This is a genomic window from Tenggerimyces flavus (assembly GCF_016907715.1).
In the GTDB taxonomy this organism is placed as follows: domain Bacteria; phylum Actinomycetota; class Actinomycetes; order Propionibacteriales; family Actinopolymorphaceae; genus Tenggerimyces; species Tenggerimyces flavus.
In genome coordinates this window covers 7444477-7464666 of record NZ_JAFBCM010000001.1, presented here as the reverse complement: position 1 = coordinate 7464666, position 20190 = coordinate 7444477, and the positions used below count along the sequence as shown (strand labels likewise).

The 20190-nt window shown below is 70.3% G+C and carries 20 protein-coding genes and 1 riboswitch; of the genes, 18 read left to right on the top strand and 2 right to left on the bottom strand.

From position 1 onward, the window contains the following. Nucleotides 1-43 precede the first annotated feature (43 nt). From JOD67_RS34730 to JOD67_RS34685, 10 genes are all read left to right on the top strand, one after another. The gene (locus tag JOD67_RS34730) at nucleotides 44-814 is read left to right on the top strand and encodes an alpha/beta fold hydrolase (RefSeq protein ID WP_205121903.1); all 771 of its coding nucleotides are present in this window, start codon (nucleotides 44-46) and stop codon (nucleotides 812-814) included. A 56-nt stretch (nucleotides 815-870) separates the two neighbouring features. Continuing rightward, nucleotides 871-1782, top strand: coding sequence for a DUF1353 domain-containing protein (locus JOD67_RS34725; protein ID WP_205121902.1), 912 nt, complete (start codon nucleotides 871-873; stop codon nucleotides 1780-1782). Between the two features lie 126 nt (nucleotides 1783-1908). After that, a complete protein-coding gene (locus tag JOD67_RS34720; RefSeq protein WP_205121901.1) occupies nucleotides 1909-2493 on the top strand; it encodes a TetR family transcriptional regulator in 585 nt (194 codons plus the stop codon). A 27-nt stretch (nucleotides 2494-2520) separates the two neighbouring features. Continuing rightward, the gene (locus JOD67_RS34715; protein ID WP_275577215.1) at nucleotides 2521-3426 is read left to right on the top strand and encodes an MFS transporter; all 906 of its coding nucleotides are present in this window, start codon (nucleotides 2521-2523) and stop codon (nucleotides 3424-3426) included. Nucleotides 3427-3490: 64 nt separating this feature from the next. After that, nucleotides 3491-4015 (top strand): MFS transporter, encoded by a 525-nt coding sequence (locus JOD67_RS34710; RefSeq protein ID WP_205121899.1) that lies wholly within the window; start codon nucleotides 3491-3493, stop codon nucleotides 4013-4015. Nucleotides 4016-4265: 250 nt separating this feature from the next. Beyond that, nucleotides 4266-5060 (top strand): electron transfer flavoprotein subunit beta/FixA family protein, encoded by a 795-nt coding sequence (locus tag JOD67_RS34705; RefSeq protein WP_205121898.1) that lies wholly within the window; start codon nucleotides 4266-4268, stop codon nucleotides 5058-5060. 13 nt (nucleotides 5061-5073) lie between these two features. Continuing rightward, the gene (locus JOD67_RS34700) at nucleotides 5074-6027 is read left to right on the top strand and encodes an electron transfer flavoprotein subunit alpha/FixB family protein (RefSeq protein ID WP_205121897.1); all 954 of its coding nucleotides are present in this window, start codon (nucleotides 5074-5076) and stop codon (nucleotides 6025-6027) included. A 57-nt stretch (nucleotides 6028-6084) separates the two neighbouring features. Then, complete coding sequence (locus JOD67_RS34695) at nucleotides 6085-6762, top strand: hypothetical protein (RefSeq protein WP_205121896.1); 678 nt, start codon at nucleotides 6085-6087, stop codon at nucleotides 6760-6762. Continuing rightward, the gene (locus JOD67_RS34690) at nucleotides 6759-7076 is read left to right on the top strand and encodes a hypothetical protein (RefSeq protein WP_205121895.1); all 318 of its coding nucleotides are present in this window, start codon (nucleotides 6759-6761) and stop codon (nucleotides 7074-7076) included. Before JOD67_RS34695 ends, JOD67_RS34690 begins: the two co-directional genes overlap by 4 nt. A gap of 1 nt (nucleotide 7077) precedes the next feature. Continuing rightward, entirely contained in the window at nucleotides 7078-7857 is a 780-nt protein-coding gene (locus JOD67_RS34685) for a hypothetical protein (RefSeq protein ID WP_205121894.1), read from the top strand. 8 nt (nucleotides 7858-7865) lie between these two features. Here the strand turns inward: JOD67_RS34685 and JOD67_RS34680 are convergent, their stop codons facing one another. Then, entirely contained in the window at nucleotides 7866-8939 is a 1074-nt protein-coding gene (locus JOD67_RS34680) for a glycosyltransferase family 9 protein (protein WP_205121893.1), read from the bottom strand. 52 nt (nucleotides 8940-8991) lie between these two features. Next, nucleotides 8992-9093: riboswitch (TPP riboswitch) on the top strand. Between JOD67_RS34680 and thiD the strand changes: the two genes are divergently transcribed. The 8 genes from thiD to ligA all read left to right on the top strand — a co-directional run bounded on the left by thiD (nucleotide 9084) and on the right by ligA (nucleotide 19201). Next, the gene (gene thiD / locus JOD67_RS34675; protein ID WP_205121892.1) at nucleotides 9084-9896 is read left to right on the top strand and encodes a bifunctional hydroxymethylpyrimidine kinase/phosphomethylpyrimidine kinase; all 813 of its coding nucleotides are present in this window, start codon (nucleotides 9084-9086) and stop codon (nucleotides 9894-9896) included. It overlaps the preceding riboswitch by 10 nt. Beyond that, nucleotides 9893-10519: a TenA family protein gene (locus JOD67_RS34670; RefSeq protein ID WP_205121891.1), complete on the top strand. Its 627-nt coding sequence runs from the start codon at nucleotides 9893-9895 to the stop codon at nucleotides 10517-10519. The genes thiD and JOD67_RS34670 overlap by 4 nt, the downstream gene beginning before the upstream one ends. Before the next feature lie 17 nt (nucleotides 10520-10536). Next, nucleotides 10537-11733 carry a cysteine desulfurase family protein gene (locus JOD67_RS34665; protein ID WP_205121890.1) on the top strand — a complete coding sequence of 399 codons (1197 nt, stop codon included), beginning with the start codon at nucleotides 10537-10539 and terminating at the stop codon, nucleotides 11731-11733. Further along, nucleotides 11733-12803 carry a tRNA 2-thiouridine(34) synthase MnmA gene (mnmA, locus tag JOD67_RS34660; RefSeq protein ID WP_205121889.1) on the top strand — a complete coding sequence of 357 codons (1071 nt, stop codon included), beginning with the start codon at nucleotides 11733-11735 and terminating at the stop codon, nucleotides 12801-12803. Before JOD67_RS34665 ends, mnmA begins: the two co-directional genes overlap by 1 nt. Before the next feature lie 300 nt (nucleotides 12804-13103). Beyond that, entirely contained in the window at nucleotides 13104-15146 is a 2043-nt protein-coding gene (locus tag JOD67_RS42225; RefSeq protein ID WP_307782657.1) for a prolyl oligopeptidase family serine peptidase, read from the top strand. Continuing rightward, the gene (locus JOD67_RS34650; protein WP_205121888.1) at nucleotides 15143-16165 is read left to right on the top strand and encodes a methionine synthase; all 1023 of its coding nucleotides are present in this window, start codon (nucleotides 15143-15145) and stop codon (nucleotides 16163-16165) included. The genes JOD67_RS42225 and JOD67_RS34650 overlap by 4 nt, the downstream gene beginning before the upstream one ends. A 23-nt stretch (nucleotides 16166-16188) precedes the next feature. Beyond that, a complete protein-coding gene (locus tag JOD67_RS34645) occupies nucleotides 16189-17079 on the top strand; it encodes an NAD(P)-dependent oxidoreductase (RefSeq protein ID WP_275577214.1) in 891 nt (296 codons plus the stop codon). A gap of 31 nt (nucleotides 17080-17110) precedes the next feature. Next, nucleotides 17111-19201 carry an NAD-dependent DNA ligase LigA gene (ligA, locus tag JOD67_RS34640; RefSeq protein WP_205121887.1) on the top strand — a complete coding sequence of 697 codons (2091 nt, stop codon included), beginning with the start codon at nucleotides 17111-17113 and terminating at the stop codon, nucleotides 19199-19201. On the opposite strand, the gene JOD67_RS34635 is transcribed toward ligA, so the two are convergent. Further along, nucleotides 19191-20180: a serine/threonine-protein kinase gene (locus JOD67_RS34635; RefSeq protein WP_205121886.1), complete on the bottom strand. Its 990-nt coding sequence runs from the start codon at nucleotides 20178-20180 to the stop codon at nucleotides 19191-19193. The genes ligA and JOD67_RS34635 overlap by 11 nt on opposite strands. Nucleotides 20181-20190 lie beyond the last annotated feature (10 nt).

Below are 20190 nucleotides of genomic sequence, written 5' to 3'. Positions count from 1 at the left end.
GCGACTAGAGGGCGAGACCCTCGCCTGACGAAGGAGTACGGAGATGGACAAGGTCACCTCGAACGACGGCACGACGATCGCGTACGAGCGGCACGGCGCCGGCCCCGCCCTGGTCGCGGTGGACGCCGCGATGAACGGCGGCGACCACCGGCCGTTGCCCGCGCCGGTCTCGCAGCTGGCGGAGCATTTCACGGTGTACGTCTACGACCGGCGAGGCCGGGGCGGCAGCGGCGACACCGCGCCGTACGCGGTCGAGCGCGAGGTCGAGGATCTCGCGGCCGTCATCGAGGCGGCGGGCGGATCGGCGTACGTCTACGGGATGTCGTCCGGCTCGCTGCTCGCGCTGCACGCCGCCGCGCGCCGGTTGCCGATCACGAAGCTGGCGCTGTTCGAGCCGCCGATCGAGCCGCGGGAGGAGCTGACGGGGGAGTCCGCGTTCACTGTCGCGATGACCGCGCTGGTGTCGGCTGGTCGGCGGCGGGAGGCGGTGGAGTTCCTGCTCCGCGAGATCGGGGTGCCGGCGGACCTGGTGGCCTCGATGCCGCCGGAGAGCTGGGCGGGGCAGGAGGCGCTCGTGCACACGATGCTGTACGACTGCGCGATCTCGGACGGGACGACGTTGCCGATGATCCGCTCGGTGCGGGTGCCGACGCTGCTGCTCGCCAGCGAGGCCTCGGGATCGGAGCTGGGCGGGATGGCCGAGCTCGTGGCGAAGGAGCTGCCGAACGCGACGTTCCGCTCTGTCGCGGGCAAGTGGCACGGCCCGTCGCCGGACGCGATGGTGGCGGCGCTGCGGGAGTTCTTCCTGTCCTGATCGGCCCACCACGGTGCGGACCTTCGGGCACGATGGAGGTGAGCGGAGGTGGGATGGTGGCCAGGTTCCAGGCTGACCGGACACGCTTCTACGACGGCGGTTCGCTGGACGGTTCGGCGCCGCCCCAGCCGGGCGTCGAGCCGATGATCGTGCTCGAACGCGTGCTCCACCCCCGAACGGGATTCCGGTTGCCGGGCGAACGGCCCCGGATGAAGGAGACGTTCCGGCTCGAGCGCCGGATCGCGTACGACGCCCGGCGCCGCGAGGGCGGCGACCTGCGGGTCGTCGTTCCGGCATCCTTCCCCACGGACCCGCCCACCGAGGAGTTCCGCTCCGACCTCACCTCGGTGCCGATGCTCTTCTCCTGGCTCGTTCCCCGGACCGGCAGCCACCTGCCGGCGGCGCTGCTGCACGACGGGATGGTGCACAACGACGACGAGCCGGCCTCGTACGACGCCGCCGAGCCGATCTCGCGGGAGGACGCGGACCGCATCTTCCGCGACGCGATGGGGGATCTCGGGACGTCGTTCGTCCGGCGATGGCTGATGTGGTCGGCGGTCACGCTGGCGACGGTGATGGCCGGGGTCACGAGGACACCTCGCCCGGGTCAGACGGCGAGCCCGCGGGCTTCGGGGAACGTGTTGTGGGACTGGTACTTCCGGGTCGTGGCGGTGGCCACGTTGCTAACGATCGCGGTGCTCGGGGTGCTGGCGACGCTCGACTTCCTGGACAGCTGGAACGTGCTGTTCTGGATGGGAGAGCACGGCGCGCTCCGCGAGTTCCTGCTCGGCGCGGCGATGGCCATCGTCGTTCCCGCCGTGCTCTCCCTGCTCTGGCTCCGGCTGTGGAAGGCAGGCTTCATCGCGGGCATCGCCCTGGCCCTGCTGTTCCACGTAACGGTCGCCCTTGCCCTGTTGACGTTCGTGTTCCATCTGATCGAGTACGTCGCTCACCTCCGGCGCGACTAGCGCTCACTTGCCGGATCTCGCCTCGTGAGTTAGTTTATGAATGTTCATTAATTAACGCTTCGGACGTTCACCGCGCTCTCCCTCTGGCACGGGGCGGAGGCCGGTGATCTCACGGAGGGAGGTCCCATGGCGCGGCCGCGGCTGGTGAGCGACGCGGAGGTCCTCGCCGCGGTGGCGCGGACGGTGGGACGTATCGGGCCGGTGCGGCTCACGTTGGCCGAGGTCGCCAAGGAGGCCGGCCTCTCGGCGGCGGCACTCGTGCAGCGGTACGGCGGCAAGCGGGAGCTGTTGATCGCGTTCATCGCCGGGGACGACCGGTACTCGTTCACCGCGCGGATGCGGCTGGCGTACGAACGATCCGACGACCCCGTCGAGGGTCTGATCGACGCCGTCGTCTCCGTCGCGGGCGAGGAGCTCACGCCGGACGAGTTCGCCAACCATCTCGCGTTCCTGCACTTCGAGCTGGCGGATCCGGAGTTCCGCCGGCTGCTCGCGGGCCACGACAGGGCCGTCCGCGACGAACTCGAGCAGTACGTTCACGACGCCGTCGTCAAGGGACGCCTGGTGGTCGAGGACGAACTCGCGCTCGTCGAGGCGGTCAACGCGCTCCTCAGCGGAACCCAGCTCACCTGGGCGATGTCCCGCCGGGGAACGCTCCGCGACGCACTGCGCCGCGACCTCGGCACGTTGCTCGATCCCTACCGAAGCTAAGAGCTTCAGTCTTCGAAAGGTACGTCGATGGCTCGAACGCGCCCTGAGACAGGGCCGATTCTCCTTGTCCTGTTATGTTTCGCCCAGTTCATGCTGGTTCTCGACTACTCCGTCGTCGCGGTCGCGCTGCCGGCGATGCAACAAGACCTCGGCATCAACCAGGGGAGCGCGCAGTGGGTGTTCAGCGCGTTCTCGTTGGCGTACGGCGGCTTCATGATCAGCGCCGGGCGGGCCGTGGACCTGCTCGGCGCCAAGCGGATCCTGCTCGTCGGGATCGTGCTGTTCACGGTCGCGTCCGCCCTGTGTGGGTTGGCGATCAACGGTCCGATGCTGTTCGGCGCGCGCGCGTTGCAGGGGCTCGGCGCCGCGTTGGTCTCGCCGGCCGCGCTGACGCTCGTCACCGGCAGCTTCGCCGAGGGGGACGCGCGCAACCGAGCGTTCGGCATCTGGGGCGCGGTCGCGTCGACCGGCATGGTCGCGGGCAACCTCGTCGGCGGGCTGCTGACCGGGCTCGCGAGCTGGGAGTGGGTGTTCGGCATCAACGTGCCGATCGGCGTCGTCGTCCTGGTCGGTGTCGCGGTGCTGGTCGGCCGGGACGAGGTTGCGGAGCGGCGCCGTACGGACGTGCTCGGCGCCTCGCTGCTCACGGCCGGATCGGTGCTCGTCGTCTCGGCGGTGTCGCGGCTCGCGGACGGTCTCTCGGTGCCGGTCGTGTTGTCGGGCGTGCTCGGGATCGGGCTGTTGGCCGCGTTCCTCGTCGTCGAACGTCGCGTCGCCGAGCCGATCGTGCGGCTGTCGATGTTCGCCAACCCGTCCATCCGGTACGGCAACCTGCTCGCCGCGGTGGGTGCGGCGTCGGGGCTCGCGACGACGTGGTTCGGCACGCACTCGCAGTCCGGCTCGTCGAAGAAGCCCCAATGGCACACCGGATGACGCAGTGCAGGCGGTGGCGTGCGGCGAAACTGAGCGAGCCGGGGCTGCGACCATCAGGGGCAGCATGCAGAACGTCTTGCATTTAGGCCCGTTGCTCACCGGGCTCGGCTTCGTCCCGATGGCGCTCGCGACCGTGGCGGTGTCGAGCTTCACCGGGCGGCTCGTCGCGACGTACGGCGTGGGCAAGCTGCTCGCGGTGGCGGCGTCGCTGCTCGGCGTCGGGTTGCTCTGGTTCGCCGTGTTCGCGACCGCTGGCGGCATGTACTGGACGGCGGTGCTGCCGGGGATGGTGATCGCGGGCGTCGGCTTCGGGCTGTCGTTCGCGCCGTCGTTGATCGTCGCGACCACCGGCGTGCCGGACGCCGACCAGGGGTTGGCGTCGGGGCTGGTGAACACCTCGCCGTTGCTCGGCGGCGCGGTCGGGCTCGCGGTGCTCAACACGGTGGCGGTGGCCGGCGACAGCTATCGGCTCGGCTTCCTCGCGGCGGTGGTCAGCCCGCTCCTCATGCTGGCCTGCGTCGCCGCGTGGACTCGGCGCGTACACGTTGGTGGCGGAGCCGCTGACCAGATCAGGGCCGGCCACGGATGACGAAATCCAGGCAGCCGGTTCGACCACGCGTCAGCGGCAACCGCCTGATCTGACAACGGGCCGCGAGCGAACGGGAGTTCCGCGCAAGGTGTGATGCAGGCCACGTTCGGCCAGTTTGCTCCTCGAAGCTACCCGTGAGTAACGTGAAGAGGGAGGACCTCACAGCCGGCCGGCCGCCCCCGCCTGGCAGGCTTGAGGTCCGACCCATCGACGGGCTGGCTGCAGCCGAGACGAGGAGCCGAGAGCGACCATGAGGATCGTCGTCTGTGTGAAGTACGTGCCGGACTCCACCGCGGATCGCACGTTCACCGAAACCGACAAGACCGTCGACCGCGCCGGCGTCGACGGGCTGCTGTCGGAGCTCGACGAGCACGCGATCGAGGCCGCGCTCGCGCTGGCCGAGGCGGGCGAAGGCGTCGAGGTGACCGCGCTGACCGTCGGTCCGGACGGAGCGCCGGACGCGATCAAGAAGGCGCTGCAGATGGGCGCGGACGCCGGCGTCCACGTTCTCGACGACGCGATCCACGGCTCGGACGCCGTGGCGACGTCGCTGGTGTTGGCGAAGGCGGTCGAGAAGCTCGCCGCCGAGCAGCCGGTCGACCTGGTGGTGTGTGGGATGGCCTCGACGGACGGTGGGATGTCGGTCGTGCCGGCGATGCTGGCCGAACGGCTGGGCCTGCCGCAGGTGACGTTCGCCGGCTCGGTTTCCCTGGGCGACGGGACGGTCCAGATCCGCCGCGATGGCGAGGCCGCGACGGAGACCGTGGAGGCCTCGTTGCCCGCGGTCGTGTCGGTGACCGACCAGGCGAACCAGCCGCGCTACCCCTCGTTCAAGGGGATCATGGCGGCGAAGAAGAAGCCGGTGCAGACGTGGAGCCTCGCCGACCTGGGCGTGGAGCCCGCGTCGGTCGGGCTGGGTGCGGCGTGGACCGCGGTGGAGTCGTACGCCGCGCGGCCGCCGCGCCAGAAGGGCACCGTGGTCGTGGACGAGGGGACCGGCGGCACGCAGCTCGTCGCGTACCTCGCTGAGCAGAAGTTCGTCTGAGGAAGGCTTGTCGATGACGGAGATCCTCGTACTGGTCGACCACGCCGACGGCGCGGTCCGGAAGACGACGACCGAGCTGCTCACGATCGCGCGGCGGCTGGGTGAGCCGTCCGCGGTGTTCATCGGGTCGGGCTACGCGAACGCGCAGGCGACGCTGGCGTCGTACGGCGCGAAGAAGGTGTACCTGCTGGAGCAGGCGGACCTCGCCGAATACCTGGTCGCGCCGAAGGCCGAGGCGCTGGCCGAGCTGGCGACCCGCGTGTCGCCCGGCGCTGTCCTGGTGACGTCGTCGCCGGAGGGCAAGGAGATCGCGGCGCGGTTGGCGATCAAGCTCTCGTCCGGGCTGATCACCGACGCCGTCGACGTGTCTGCCGAGCTGGAGACGACGCAGTCGGTGTTCGCCGGCAACTACACGGTCAAGGCGCGGGTGACGCAGGGGACGCCGATCATCACGGTGAAGCCGAACGCCGCGACGCCCGAGCAGGCGCCCGCCACTCCGGTGGAGGAGAAGGTCGAGGTCGTGCTGTCGGACGCGGCCAAGGCGGCGCGGGTCGTGGACCGGTCGGCGCGCGCGGCGACCGGACGGCCGGAGCTGACCGAGGCGGCGATCGTCGTGTCGGGCGGCCGCGGCGTCGGGTCGGCGGAGAACTTCTCGGTGGTCGAAGCCCTGGCGGACGCGTTGGGCGGTGCCGTCGGTGCGTCGCGGGCCGCGGTCGACTCGGGCTGGTACCCGCACGCGTACCAGGTCGGCCAGACCGGCAAGACCGTCGCGCCGCAGCTCTACCTCGCTGCCGGCATCTCCGGCGCGATCCAGCACCGGGCCGGCATGCAGACGTCGAAGACGATCGTGGTCGTCAACAAGGACGCCGAGGCTCCGATCTTCGAGCTCGCCGACTTCGGTGTGGTGGGCGACCTGCACGCCGTCCTGCCGCAGGCGACCGAGGAAGTACAGAAGCGCAAGGGCTGACGCCCTGTGTAAGCCGCTTGTAAGCGCGGTGTTGGCGGCGATCGCGACGATCGCCGCATGGATACAGGAACGTTCGACTTCGACGGGCCGCTGAGGGCGGCCCGCGAAGCCCAGGCCCTCGGCGCTCGCCTGCGGTCGATGCCTCGCTACCTGGGCGAGTACGAGGGCCGCGACGCCAACCGCGTCGTCACCGCCGTCGTCGGCCCGACCGGTGCCTTGGAGCGCGTCGAGGTCGCCGACTCCTGGCGTACGCGCCTCGATCCCGTCGACTTCCCGGCCGCGGTCGCCGCGGCTGCCGCGGCCGCCGAAGAGGCACACAGCGAGGCGTACGGGGACGCGCTGACCCGGGCATTCGACTCGCCGGGCTCGGCGTCCGCTGACGATGCCGCGTTCCGCACGCTCGGCCTGGATCCGTCGGAGCTCTTCACCTCAGACCTCGACCTGGCGATGGATCGCCTGCGCCGGCTCGCGGCACTCGCGGACGAGGCCGTCGCGGCCGCCGACGCCGCCGCGCGGACAGAGAACCCAGGCCCTCCTGGCGACGCGCTGGGCATCGGTGAACGAGGGATGGTCGAGCTCCGTCTCCACCCGGGCGGCGGTCTCGCGGGCTGCGAGATCGACCTGTCCTGGTTGGGCAGATGCCCGCACTGGATGCTCGCCGACGAGCTCGCCACCGCACTCGCCGGCGCGCATCGTTCGCACGAAGCCGCCCGCGCGGAAGGGATGCTGAGATGACCAAGGAGATCAACCCCGAGACGTTGCGGAACGACGCGAACCAGGTCTGGGGCCCGGCGGGCGCGATCGTCGGCCAGTGCGCGGTCGCCGTCGGCGCGCTGGACCTCGGCAGCTACGACTTCGGCGCGCTCCCGCAGAGCGCCGAGGTCTACCGGCAGTACACCGCGCTCGCGACCCGGGTGCACACCGTGCTCACCGGCGGCAGCGGCCAGCTCGGCGGCGTTGCCCAGAACCTGAAGCGGATCGCGGACCAGGCCGAAGCCGTCGAGGTCGACGGGGTCGGCAGGCTTCAGCAGGCGAACGGAGAAGACTGACATGGCCGTGAATCCTGGGATCGAATGGCTCGCTGACAACTGGGGCTGGTTCCTCGAGAATCATCAACGGGCGATGGCGTTTCTGCAGCGCGGCATCAAGCTGGCCAACCAGAAGCTCGCGGACGGGATCGCCGGGCCGTTCCCACCCGCCCTGGAGGGAAGGCTGCGCATCATCATCGGGCACATCACCTATCTGGAGACGAGCCTGATCGAGCTCGCCAAGCAGACGCCGGCGATCGTCGGCAACCCTCCGCAGCTGTACGTCGCCGCCACCGCCTGGGAGCACGACGTGCACGGACTCATGGGCGGGCTGAGCGTCGGAGAGGAATCTCTCCAGGCCCTTCCTCAGGGCGACGCCGGCCAACGGTGGAACGACAACGCGGCCCAGCTGTACGCCGCCGCGTCGAGGTCCCATCAGAAGACGATCGACGGGATGAACGAGTGCCATTCGGCGATCTCGGGCGCGCTCACGCAGACGGCGTTGGCCAACGCGCAGGTTCTGCCGGCTGTGGTCATCGCCTTGGTCACAGCGGATCTGGCGATCGCCGGTGCGATCCTGGCGTTGGATGGCGGCATTCCCGGCATGATCGCGGGCGCGGGTCTCATCGCGACCGCTCTCGGGATCGCCATCTCGGCCATCGTCGGGATCATCGTCGCCGCGATCGCGTACCTGTCGGGTATTGCCAGCGCGTCCGGCGGGCTCACGCAACAGCTCAACGAGGTGCCGGCGACCTGGCCGCAGCCGCAGTACACCGACTTCTACAGCAAGGTCTATCAGTAGCCCGGGTGTCAGGGTGTCAGGTACGGGGCCAGGACGTGGTCCCAGGACCACACCTGGCTGGCGTCTCCCTTGCGAATCCTCAACATGCCTTGGGCATAGTGGGCGAGGGCCGTCTCGTACGGCCAGCTCCGATCGATCAGCTTGGCGGCTGCTTCGACGAGCTCGTCGAGGTCGGCGCGGATGCGTTCGGCGCACATGCTCGGTGACCTTGGTCCGTCGTCCTCCACAGGGTCGGGGAGTGCCGAAAGCGCTGTGTACGCGGGGAAACGGTCGACGTCAGGGAGCACCGAGTAGAACGGGACGCCGTTGAAGTAGTACTCGTGCCAGGCGTTCCCCGAGAGCGACAGCCACGGCGTTCCGGCGGCGAGGGCAGCCATGCCGAAGCCGGAGTGTGGGCTGACGAACACGTCGCAGCTCGCGACCACCGTTAGCTGGTCGATCAGTGGCAGGTCGAGGGCCGACTCCGACGGTACGCACTCCTGCAGCCGCGCGATCTCGGCGGCGGAGTACGTCGTCCGCGTCCGCCCGTCGTCGCCGAGCTTGCCCAGGAACACGAACGTGGCCGTGGGAATCCGCGCGGCCAACGTCCGCAGGATCAGCTCCCACGACGCCACCGACGGGTACAGCGAACGGTCCGCGCTCCCGCCCGGCAGCACGGCGATGCGCGGGCTGTCGCTCCGCACGGTTGGGGAGAGCGCGAGGCGGAAGTGCTCGCCCGGCGAGTACGGCGCCGCGGCTGTCACGCCGATGCGCGCACGGCACACGTCGTAGTACGCCGCGATGCCGGGGAACAACGCGCGTTGCTCCGGCTGTGACGCCCGACCGTCCTCCGACACGAGGTCGAACGCCTCCGGCAGCTCGGCGACGAACGGCACTGATGGGTCGAACAGGTCGAGCCGAACCGGATACACCGCCTCGACGAACGGGCACAGCGACGCGAGCTCGACCGGCGTCGCGGCGTTCAGGGCCACCGAGATCTCCAGCGACGGATCCCTGCGGTGGTGCCCGTACGCGAGGTGCAGCGCCTCGATCGCGTGGCCGACGTTATGGGCGTACACGAAGTTCACCAGCAGGCTGGTCACGTTCGGCCACGCTACCGATGGCGCCGGAATCCGCAACGGGTTAAGGTCGAAGTCGAGTGACGCGGGGTGCTCCCCATCCGAGGGCGAGCTGAGATCACACCCGTTGAACCTGCTCCAGCTAACACTGGCGAAGGGACTGTCGCAATGGCTACTCCTGTTGCGTTGACCATCGCCACCAGCGACCCGTCTGGTGGCGCCGGGATCCAGGCCGACCTCAAGACGTTCTCCGCGCTCGGCGCGTACGGCACCGCGGTGCTCGTCGCGCTCACCGCGCAGAACACCCACGGAGTCACGGGGATCCAGACGATCCCCACCGCGTTCATCACCGAGCAGCTCGACACGCTGTTCGCCGACGTCCGCATCGACGCGGTCAAGATCGGCATGCTGGCGAACGCGGCGATCGTCGACACCGTGGTCGACGCGCTCGAACGGCATCGCCCGCCGTACGTCGTCCTCGATCCCGTCATGGTCGCCATGAGCGGGGACCGGCTGCTCGAGCGCGACGCCGTGCGCACGTTGCGCGACCGGTTGCTCCCGCTCGTCGATATCGTCACGCCGAACCTGCCCGAGGCCGCCGACCTGCTCGGCGTCGAGCCGGCACGGACCGACCAAGAGGCCGAGGACCAGGCGCGGGCGCTGCGCGAACTCGGCGCCAAACGGGTCCTGCTCAAGGGCGGGCACCGCACCGAGTCGGCCGAGTCCACCGACCTCTTCGTCGACGGCGACACGCTCGTACGGTTATCGGCGTCGCGGGTGGAGACGAAGAACTCGCACGGCACCGGCTGCACGCTCTCGTCGGCGATCGCGGCGCTGCTGGCTCGCGGGTTCGCCTGGGGGGATGCCGTGCGGGAGGCGAAGGCGTACGTGACCGAAAGCCTGCGTGCCGCCGACTCGTTGGGTGTGGGCACGGGCAACGGTCCGGTCCACCACTTCCACGCCTGGTGGGGGAGCGCATGACCTTCACGAACGAGGCCTGGACGGCCACGGAGGACGTGCGCAAGGCGATCGACGCGCTGCCGTTCCTGACTGAGCTCGCGTCCGGCGCTCTGGCGAGAGACCGGTTCATCTACTACCTCGCCCAGGACGCGCACTACCTCGCCGACTACGCCCGCGCGCTCGCCGCGACGGCTTCCAAGGCGCCGACGACCGAGGAGGTCGCGTTCTTCGCCAAGGCCGCGCACGAGTGCGTCGTCGTCGAACGGCAGCTGCACGAGACGCACGTCTCGCAGCTCGAGCGGTGGCGGCCGTCGCCGACCTGCCGCGCGTACACGTCGTACCTGCTCAGCCTCGACGACTACGCGGTCCAGGTCGCGGCGGTGCTGCCGTGCTTCTGGATCTACCAGGACGTCGGCAGCCGGATGTACGCCGAGGTCGAGCTCGACGGCCATCCGTACGGTGACTGGATCGGCACGTACGGCGATCCGGCCTTCGCTGTCGCGACCGAGCAGGCCAAGGCGATCGCCGACCGAGCCGCCCACCCGGCGGCGTTGGAGCGCATGCACGAGGCCTTCGTTACGGCGTCCCGCTATGAGTGGATGTTTTGGGAGGCGGCCTACCGCCAAGAGGACTGGCCTGTCTGACCTACTCTTGAGAGGCGATGACTTCCCACATCTACCTCGATCACGCCGCTACGACTCCGATGCGTCCGGAGGCCGTGGCGGCGATGGTCGCTCACCTCGACAAGCTCGGCAACGCGTCCTCGCTGCACGCCTCGGGGCGCGCGGCGCGGCGTGTGGTCGAGGAGTCCCGCGAGACCGTCGCCCAGGCGCTCGGCGCGCGGCCGTCGGAGGTCGTGTTCACCGGCGGCGGGACCGAGGCCGACAACCTCGCGGTCAAGGGCCTGTTCTGGGCCCGGCACACCGCCGACGCCCGGCGCACGCGCGTGCTGGTGAGCGCGGTCGAGCACCACGCCGTACTCGACGCGGCGCAGTGGTTGGCGAAGGAGGCCGGCGCCTCGTTGGAGCTGCTGCCGGTCGACCGGGACGGCCGGGTACTCGTCGAGGCCGCGCGGGACAGCATCGCGCGCTCGCCCGAGACCGTGGCGTTCGTCAGCGTGATGTGGGTCAACAACGAGGTCGGGACGATCCAACCGGTGGCCTCGATCGCCTCGATCGCGGCGGAGTACGGGATCCCGGTGCACACCGACGCGGTGCAGGCCGTGGGACAGCTGCCGGTCGACTTCTCGACGGCTGGCGTGGACGCGTTGACGGTGACGGGGCACAAGGTCGGCGGGCCGTTCGGCGTCGGTGCGCTGGTGTTGCGGCGGGAGACGTCGGTGACGCCAGTGCTGCATGGCGGCGGGCAGGAGCGGGACGTACGTTCCGGCACGCTCGACGTGCCCGCGATGGCGGGCTTCGCTGCGGCGATCGAGCTCGCCGTGCGGGAGCAGGCGCAGCTCGCCGCCTCTCTGTCGGAGCTGAGCTCTGAGCTCGTGCGGCAGGTGCTGGCCGCCGTTCCGGAGGCTGAGCTCAACGGATCCGTCGGTGTCGACCGGCTGCCGGGGAACGTGCATTTTTCCTTCCCTGGTTGCGAAGGCGACTCGCTGCTGTTGCTGCTCGACGCGCGCGGTATCGAGTGCTCGACCGGATCGGCGTGCTCGGCCGGTGTCGCCGAGCCCAGCCACGTACTGATCGCGATGGGCCGGGACGAGGAGCGGGCGCGCGGGTCGTTGCGGTTCAGCCTCGGGCACACCTCGACGCAAGCCGACGTCGACGCGCTCGGTCGGGTGATCGGGCCGGTCGTCGAGCGGGCTCGCAAGGCTGGTTTGGTCAATCTGGGTGGGGGTTCTCGCTGATGCGCGTTCTTGCCGCCATGTCCGGCGGAGTGGACTCGGCCGTCGCCGCGGCGCGTGCCGTCGAGGCCGGGCACGACGTGACCGGGGTGCACCTCGCGCTTTCGCGCAACCCGCAGTCGTACCGTTCCGGCGCGCGCGGCTGCTGCACGCTCGAGGACGCGCGCGACGCCCGCCGGGCGGCCGATGTGTTGGGAATCCCGTTCTATGTCTGGGATCTGGCCGAGCGCTTCCACGCTGACGTGGTGGAGGACTTCGTCGCGGAGTACGCGGCGGGACGTACGCCGAACCCTTGCCTGCGCTGCAACGAGAAGATCAAGTTCGCCGCCGTTCTCGACCGGGCGATCGCGCTGGACTTCGACGCGGTCTGCACGGGGCACTATGCGCGGCTCGTCGACGGGCCTGCCGGGCGGGAGCTGCATCGGGCGGTCGACCACGAGAAGGACCAGTCGTACGTGCTGGGTGTGCTGACCGCGGAGCAGCTGGCGCACGCGATGTTCCCGCTCGGCTCGACGCCGAAGTCTGCTGTCCGGGAGGAGGCTGCGGCGCGGGGGCTGGCGGTGGCGGAGAAGCCGGACAGCCACGACATCTGCTTCGTCGCCGACGGAAACACCGCGGGTTTCCTGTCGTCGCATCTGGGCTCGCAGCCGGGCAATGTCGTCGACGAGGCTGGCGAGGTGCTGGCCACGCACGAGGCGGCGTACGCCTTCACCGTCGGCCAGCGGCGCGGGCTCCGGCTCGGCCGCCCCGCGGCGGACGGGAAGTCGCGGTACGTGCTGTCGATCGAGCCCGTCTCGCGCACCGTGACGGTCGGCCCGCGCGAGCACCTCGCGGTCTCGACGATCACCGGCTCCACGCCCCGCTGGTGCGGCCCGGCTCCCTCGGGTGTAGTCGGCTGCGAGGTCCAGATCCGCGCCCACGGCGAGACCGTCGGGGCGACCGCCTGGATCGAGGACGAGACCGTCCGCGTCGACCTCACCACCCCCGCCCACGGCGTAGCCCCCGGCCAGGCCGTCGTCCTCTACGACGGCACCCGCGTGATCGGCTCGGCCACCATCGCCTCCACCGCCTAGCCTCCGGAGCCGCCAGGGTTTCGAATGAAGGGCACCTTCATTCGAACCTATTGAATGAAGGTGCCCTTCATTCAAAACGTGGCGAGGCGTGGGCTTCCAGCTCGAGCGTGATCGGTTCGGCCACCATCGCCTCCACCGCCTAGCCTCCCCGTCCTCCCCGACTCGCCGCCCGCACGAGCTCGCAAACTGTGGGGTTCTGGTACAGACACGCCAGCGTGTCTGTACCAGAACCCCACAGTTTGTGGCGGGCGAGGAGTGCGCGGGGTCCGAAGGCGGGTGGCGGGTGGGTAGATTCGAGGGGTGACTCACGACGTCGACAACGACCCCTATCTCTGGCTCGAGGATGTGACCGGGGCCGAGGCGCTGGCCTGGGTGCGGAACCGGAACGCCGAGGCGCTGGACCGGTTTGCCGGGACGGGCAGGTTTGGCCTGCTGCGCAACGGGATTCTCCAGGTGCTCGACTCCGACGAGAAGATCCCGTACGTCAACCGCCGGGGCGAGTACCGCTACAACTTCTGGCGCGACGCGACCAACCCCAAGGGGCTGTGGCGGCGCACCACGCTCGAGGAGTACCGCAAGGACCAGCCCGAGTGGGACGTGCTGCTCGACCTGGACAAGCTCGCCGAGGACGAGGGCGAGAACTGGGTCTGGGCCGGCGCGCAGGTCCTGCGCCCGGAGTACAGGCACACGCTGATCCAGCTGTCCCGCGGCGGCGCTGACGCGACCGTCGTGCGCGAGTTCGACCTCGAGACGCGGACGTTCGTCACCGAGAACGCGTTCACCCTCGCCGAGGCGAAGACGATGGTCGACTGGATCGACGTCGACACCCTCTTCGTCGGCTCCGACTTCGGCCCCGGCACGCTCACCGCGTCCGGCTACCCGCGGACGACACGGCTCTGGCGCCGCGGCACCAAGATCGCCGACGCCGAGCTGATCTTCGAGGGCAAGGCCGAGGACGTCGGGGTGTGGACGTTCCACGACGACACCGTGGGCTTCGAACGCGACTTCATCCAGCGGATGGTCGACTTCTACACCTCCGAGCTCTACCTCCGGAGCGAGAACGGCGAGCTCACCAAGATCGACGTTCCCGACGACGCGACCGCGAGTACGCACCGCGAGTGGCTGCTCATCGACCTGCGCTCGGACTGGACGGTCGGCGACACCACCCACCCGTCCGGCAGCCTGCTCGCCACCAAGCTGGCATCGTTCATCGACGGCGACCGCACGCTCCAAAGACTCTTCACCCCCGACGAGCACACCTCACTCGCCGGCCACAGCTGGACGAGAAACCACCTGTTCCTCAACAAACTCCACGACGTCACCAGCCAGCTCTCCGTCCTTACGCCAGGTGAGAACGGCTGGACCGAGGAGCCGCTCGCCGGCGTCCCACCGATGTCCACCGCGACCGTCGGCGGCACCGACTCCGACCTCGACGACGAGTACGAGCTGCACGTCCAGAGCTTCGTCCGGCCGGCTACGTTCGCCCTGGGCAGGATCGGCGACGGCCCGGCGGAGGTGCTCAAGCAGCTGCCGGAGTTCTTCGACGTCGAGGGCCTCGACGTGTCGCAGCACTTCGCGACCTCCGACGACGGAACCAAGATCCCTTACTTCCAGGTCACTCCGCCCGGCGCGCAGCCCGAGGGCGGCTGGCCGACGCTGCTCGACGGGTACGGCGGCTTCGAGGTCCCGCGCGAGCCCACGTACTCAGGCTCCGACGGCCGCTCCTGGCTGATCCGGGGCGGCGCGTACGTGCTGGCGAACATCCGCGGCGGCGGCGAGTACGGCCCCGCGTGGCACGAGGCGGGCCGCGGGCACAACCGGCACAAGGTGTTCGAGGACTTCGCCGCCGTGGCGCGCGACCTCGTCACCCGCGGCGTCACGGTGGCCGCGAGGCTCGGCATCGAGGGCGGCAGCAACGGCGGCCTGCTCACGACCGTCATGCTGACCCGCTACCCGGAGCTGTTCGGCGCCGTCGTCTCTCAGGTGCCGCTCACCGACATGCGGCGCTACTCCAAGCTGCTCGCGGGCGCGTCCTGGGTCGCGGAGTACGGCGATCCCGACGACCCCGAGGACTGGGCGTACCTCGCGACGTACTCGCCGTACCACCAGGCGAGCGCCGACAGGAGCTACCCGCCGATCCTGCTCACGACCTCGACCCGCGACGACCGCGTCCACCCCGGCCACGCCCGCAAGCTGGCTGCACGGCTGCGGGAGCTCGGCCACGAGGTGCACTACTACGAGAACATCGAAGGTGGTCACGGTGGAGCGGCCGACAACAAGCAGTCGGCGTTCATGAACGCGCTCGCGTTCGAGTTCCTCTGGCAGAAGTTGGGTGGCTCGTGAACGAGGTCCCCGGCTGGGCGTCGGGGGCGGCGACGGGCGTCGGCTCGTTGCCGTACGAGAACGTGGTCGAGGCGACGCGAACGGTGGTGGGCGAGCTGCCCGACCTGCCGCACCTCCCCGAGCTCCCCGGGCGAGGCGTCGCGGGAGGCATGATCGGCCGGACCTGCGCGCTGCTCGCCGAGCTGCACGTCGACCTGCAGCCCGCCGGCTGGCGGCTCACCCCTGGTGAGGGGCTCGACGAACGGCGGGCGAAGTCGCTGCTGGCCCAGGATCTCGACGCGCTCGAGGAGGTCGCCCAGGGCTATCAGGGTCCGCTGAAGGTGCAGGCCACCGGACCCTGGACGCTCGCCGCCAGCGTCGAGCGGCCCAAGGGCGACCGCGTGCTCGCCGACCACGGCGCCCGGCGCGAGCTCGCCCAGTCGCTCGCGGAGGGGCTGAAGGACCACGTCGCCGACGTCCGGCGCCGCGTGCCCGGAGCGCAGGTCCTCGTGCAGCTCGACGAACCGTCCCTGCCCGCCGTGCTCGCGGCGGGCATCCCGACCGCGTCCGGCTTCTCCCGGCACCGCGCCGTCAGCGGCCAGGACGCGCGAGAACGGCTCGCCGAGGTCAACGCGACCATCGAGGCCGCCGGAGCGTTCCCGCTCGTACACAGCTGCGCGGCGAACGTGCCGTTCGCCCTGCTGCACGCGGCTGGCGCCCGTGGACTCTCCTTCGACGTGCACCAGATCAGCGACGCCCAACTCGAGCACCTCGGCGTCGCGGTCGACGACGGCGTCGTGCTGTTCGTCGGCGCCGTGCCGTCGGAAGACCCCGACCCCGCGAACAGGCGGCCGCCGATGACCGACGCGGACGTCGCCCGGCAGGTCACCACGTTCGTCCGCAGGATCGGCTTCGGCGAGGACCTCGCCGCCACCGGCACGGTGATCACGCCGACCTGCGGGCTCGCCGGCGCCTCGCCGGACTGGGCGCGGCGGGCGATGGAGCTCGCTCGCCAGGCGGCTATACTGACGAAAAGGTAAGTACCGAACGAAATAGTCGGTACTTGTGCGGACGTCAGCAACTCCGCAGGATCGAAGGCGTGAACATCACCGTTATCGGCCTCGGCCCGATGGGTCAGGCCATGGTCAACGTCTTCCTCGACAACCAGCACCACGTCACCGTCTGGAACCGCACCGCCAGCCGTGCCGACGCACTCGTCGCCCGCGGCGCGGTCCTCGCCACGACCCCGGCCGAGGCCGTCGCGGCGAGCGACCTGATCGTGCTCAGCCTCACCGACTACCAGGCGATGTACGCCATCCTCGGCGACGTCGACGACCTGTCCACCAAGACCATCGTCAACCTCAGCTCGGACACGCCGGACGCGAGCCGTAAGGCCGGTGCGTGGGCTCGGGCGAAAGGCGCCGCGTTCGTCACCGGCGGCGTCATGGTTCCGGCGCCGATGGTCGGCCAAGAGGGCGCGTACGTCTACTACAGCGGCCCGGCCGAGGAGTTCGACGCGTACGCCGACGAGCTCGCGCTGCTCGGCAAGCCCGAGTACGTCGGCGCCGACGACGGGCTCGCGCAGCTCTGGTATCAAGCCCAGCTCGACGTGTTCCTCACCTCGCTGGCGTCGTTCCTGCACGCCGCCGCGCTGCTCGCCGAGGCGGGCGTCAAGCCGTCGGAGTTCGCGCCGTGGGCGGCGTCCACGCTCCAGCTCGCGGCCCCATTCCTGACCGAGGCGGCCGAGCAGATCGAGTCCGGGGAGCATCCCGGCGACCTCAGCACAGTGCTGATGATGGGCGCGACCGCCGACCACGTCGCCGGCGCGAGCGAGGCCGCGGGCGTCGACACAGCGCTGCCGAAGGCTGTCCAGACGCTGTACCGGAAGGCGATCGAGGCCGGCCACGGCAAGGCCAACTGGACCGCGTTGTACGAGGTCATCAAGGCCCGCTGATTGTCGCCACCTGGCGGTAACGTTCCGTCTCATGAGCAAGCAGGTGGCCGGCATCCCGAAGAAGGCGCTCGAGCGTCACGCGGAACTCGTGCACGTGATCGACGAGCACAACTACCGCTATCACGTGCTCGACCGCCCGACGGTCTCCGACGGGCAGTACGACACGTTGATCCGGGAGCTCCGCGAGATCGAGGCGAACCATCCGGAGCTCGTGACGCCGGACTCGCCGACGCAGAAGGTCGGCGGGGCGACGTTCGAGACCGGGTTCGCGCCGGTGGAGCACCTCGAGCGGATGATGTCGCTCGACAACGCGTTCACGCTGGAGGAGCTGCGCGCCTGGGCCGCGCGGGCGGAGCGCGACGTGGGCTCCGAGGCGGAGTTCCTGTGCGAGATGAAGATCGACGGGCTCGCGGTCGACCTGGTGTACGAGAAGGGCCGGCTGGTCCGCGCTGCGACGCGCGGCGACGGTCGTACGGGCGAGGACATCACGCTGAACGTCCGCACGATCGACTCGGTGCCGGTCCGGCTGACGTCGAAGGACGCGCCGCCGATCCCGAACCTGCTCGAGGTCCGCGGCGAGGTCTTCTTCGGGCTGAAGGAGTTCGAGGAGCTGAACGCCTCGCTGGTCGAGGAGGGCAAGGCGCCGTTCGCCAACCCGCGCAACTCCGCCGCCGGCTCGCTGCGCCAGAAGGACCCGCGGGTGACGGCGAAGCGCAAGCTGCGCTTCCTCTCCCACGGCGTCGGCAAGCGCGAGGGCTGGCAGCCGAAGCGGCTGTCCGAGGCGTACGACGCGCTCCGCGCCTGGGGGCTGCCGGTGAGCGAGCTCGTCCAGCTCCGCAAGACGCTGGACGAGGTCGACCGGTACGCGATCGAGCTCGGCGAGAAGCGGCACTCGCTCGACCACGAGATCGACGGCGTGGTGGTGAAGATCGACGAGATCTCGCTGCAGCGCCAGCTCGGCTCGACGTCGCGCGCGCCGCGGTGGGCGATCGCGTTCAAGTGGCCGCCCGAGGAGGTCAACACCAAGCTCGTCGACATCCGCGTGAACGTCGGCCGGACCGGGCGGGTGACGCCGTACGGCGTGATGGAGCCGGTGAAGGTCGCCGGCTCGACGGTCGAGTTCGCGACGCTGCACAACGCGCAGGAGGTCAAGCGCAAGGGCGTGCTGATCGGCGACACGATCGTGCTGCGCAAGGCCGGTGACGTGATCCCGGAGATCCTCGGCCCGGTCGTCGACCTGCGCGACGGGTCGGAGGTCGAGTGGGTCATGCCCACCGAGTGTCCGGAGTGCCACTTCCCGCTGCGGCCGGCGAAGGAGGACGACGTCGATCTGCGTTGCCCGAACACGCGGTCGTGTCCGGCGCAGCTGCGCGAGCGGTTGTTCCACCTCGGCGGGCGGGGCGCGTTCGACATCGAGGTGCTCGGCTACAAGTCGGGCATGGCGATGCTCGACGAGGGGCTGATCTCCGACGAGGGCGACCTGTTCTCGCTGGACGAGGAGAAGCTGAAGGGCTCGACGTACTTCACCACCAAGGACGGTGAGCTGTCGGCGAACGCCCGCGGCCTGCTGGCCAACCTCGAGACCGCAAAGACGCGACCGCTGTGGCGCGCGCTCGTCGCGCTGTCGATCCGGCACGTCGGCCCGACCGCGGCGCAAGCGCTGGCGCGGGCGTTCGGCGACCTGGAACGGATCGCGACGGCGCCGGAGGAGGAGCTGTCGAACGCCGAGGGCGTCGGGCCGACGATCGCGAAGTCGATCGTGGAGTGGTTCACGGTCGACTGGCACCGCGAGATCGTCGCGAAGTGGCGCGAGGCGGGCGTGCGGCTCGCGGAGGACATCGTCGACGACGGGCCGAAGCCACTGGCGGGCATGACGGTCGTGGTGACCGGTTCGCTGGAGGGCTTCTCCCGCGACGAGGCTTCGGAGGCGGTGTCGGCGCGGGGCGGCAAGGTGTCCGGCTCGGTGTCGAAGAAGACCGCCTTCGTCGTGGTCGGCGACAACCCCGGCTCGAAGTTCGACAAGGCCCGCGACCTCGGCGTCCCCGTGCTGGACGAAGACGGCTTCCGCGTGCTGCTGGAGTCCGGCCCCGACGCGGCGAAGGAGGCCGCGCTCAGCGAGTGAGGACGGCGACCGCGAGCAGCGCGATACCCGCGACCAGCAGCAGCCAGGCTGCCAGCGGTGGGCGCCGGCGGGCTGGTCGGCGACCGGCCGGAGTGGCAGGTGCGGGTGTGGGGGAGCGCTGTTCCTTCGGGCCGGTCTCGCCCCACCCGGCCGGCAGCGGCGGGATGTGGTCGAAGACCTCGACCGGGTCTGCTGGGTCGATGACGTACGCCACGTCGCCAGCTTCTCGGAGCTCGCCCAGCCGTGAGCGGACCTCCCATGCCGAGGCCGGCCGCGACGCCGGGTCCTCGGCGAGCAGCTCGGCGAGCAGCCGCAGGAGGTCGGTCGATCCCGGCAGACCGTCGAGCTCGAGGACGTTCGGCGTTCCGTTGCCAGCTAGCATCTTCCGCATCACCACGCCCAGGGCGAACAGATCCTGAGCCGGCGCCGGGTCGGCGCCACGATAGGCCTCCGGGGAGAGGTAGCCGGGGGTGCCGAGAACGACGTTCGCGACGGTCAGGCGCGTGCCGTCGAAGGCGGCCGCGATGCCGAAGTCGCCGAGCCGCAGCCGCGGTCGGCTCTGCCCGGTGGCGTCCAGCAGCAGGTTGCTGGGCTTCACGTCGCGATGTGCGAACCCGGCGGCGTGGACGGCGACCAGCGCGTCCGCGGCCTGGTGGGCCAGCTCGATCACCCAGCCCTCGGGCAGCGCCCCGAAGTCGCCGAGCAACGTGGCCACGGAGCCGCCGCGCACGAGCTCCATCGTGAACAGGATCCGGTCGTCCTCGCCGACCCAGTTGCGCGGCGCCAGCGTGTGCGGGTGCTGGACGACCCGCTTGGCCTCGCGGATGAAGCGGATCAGCGAGTCTGAGTCCGCGGCGCGCAGCACCTTGGCGGCGACGTACTCCCGCTCACGGTGGTCCCAGGCGCGCCAGACCGTGCCGGAGCCGCCGGCGTCGAGGACGTCGATGAGCTCGAAGCGCCCACCCACGATGTCGCCCACGCGCGAGAGC

What these genes read in the sequence shown, in the direction of transcription:
- JOD67_RS34670 (WP_205121891.1), top strand. Translation starts at nt 9,893, where the DNA reads ATGACCTTCACGAACGAGGCCTGGACGGCCACGGAGGACGTGCGCAAG.
- thiD (WP_205121892.1), top strand. Translation starts at nt 9,084, where the DNA reads ATGGCTACTCCTGTTGCGTTGACCATCGCCACCAGCGACCCGTCTGGT.
- JOD67_RS34690 (WP_205121895.1), top strand. Translation starts at nt 6,759, where the DNA reads ATGACCAAGGAGATCAACCCCGAGACGTTGCGGAACGACGCGAACCAG.
- JOD67_RS34665 (WP_205121890.1), top strand. Translation starts at nt 10,537, where the DNA reads ATGACTTCCCACATCTACCTCGATCACGCCGCTACGACTCCGATGCGT.
- JOD67_RS34710 (WP_205121899.1), top strand. Translation starts at nt 3,491, where the DNA reads ATGCAGAACGTCTTGCATTTAGGCCCGTTGCTCACCGGGCTCGGCTTC.
- JOD67_RS34685 (WP_205121894.1), top strand. Translation starts at nt 7,078, where the DNA reads ATGGCCGTGAATCCTGGGATCGAATGGCTCGCTGACAACTGGGGCTGG.
- JOD67_RS34730 (WP_205121903.1), top strand. Translation starts at nt 44, where the DNA reads ATGGACAAGGTCACCTCGAACGACGGCACGACGATCGCGTACGAGCGG.
- JOD67_RS34705 (WP_205121898.1), top strand. Translation starts at nt 4,266, where the DNA reads ATGAGGATCGTCGTCTGTGTGAAGTACGTGCCGGACTCCACCGCGGAT.
- mnmA (WP_205121889.1), top strand. Translation starts at nt 11,733, where the DNA reads ATGCGCGTTCTTGCCGCCATGTCCGGCGGAGTGGACTCGGCCGTCGCC.
- JOD67_RS34715 (WP_275577215.1), top strand. Translation starts at nt 2,521, where the DNA reads ATGGCTCGAACGCGCCCTGAGACAGGGCCGATTCTCCTTGTCCTGTTA.
- ligA (WP_205121887.1), top strand. Translation starts at nt 17,111, where the DNA reads ATGAGCAAGCAGGTGGCCGGCATCCCGAAGAAGGCGCTCGAGCGTCAC.
- JOD67_RS34695 (WP_205121896.1), top strand. Translation starts at nt 6,085, where the DNA reads ATGGATACAGGAACGTTCGACTTCGACGGGCCGCTGAGGGCGGCCCGC.
- JOD67_RS34700 (WP_205121897.1), top strand. Translation starts at nt 5,074, where the DNA reads ATGACGGAGATCCTCGTACTGGTCGACCACGCCGACGGCGCGGTCCGG.
- JOD67_RS34720 (WP_205121901.1), top strand. Translation starts at nt 1,909, where the DNA reads ATGGCGCGGCCGCGGCTGGTGAGCGACGCGGAGGTCCTCGCCGCGGTG.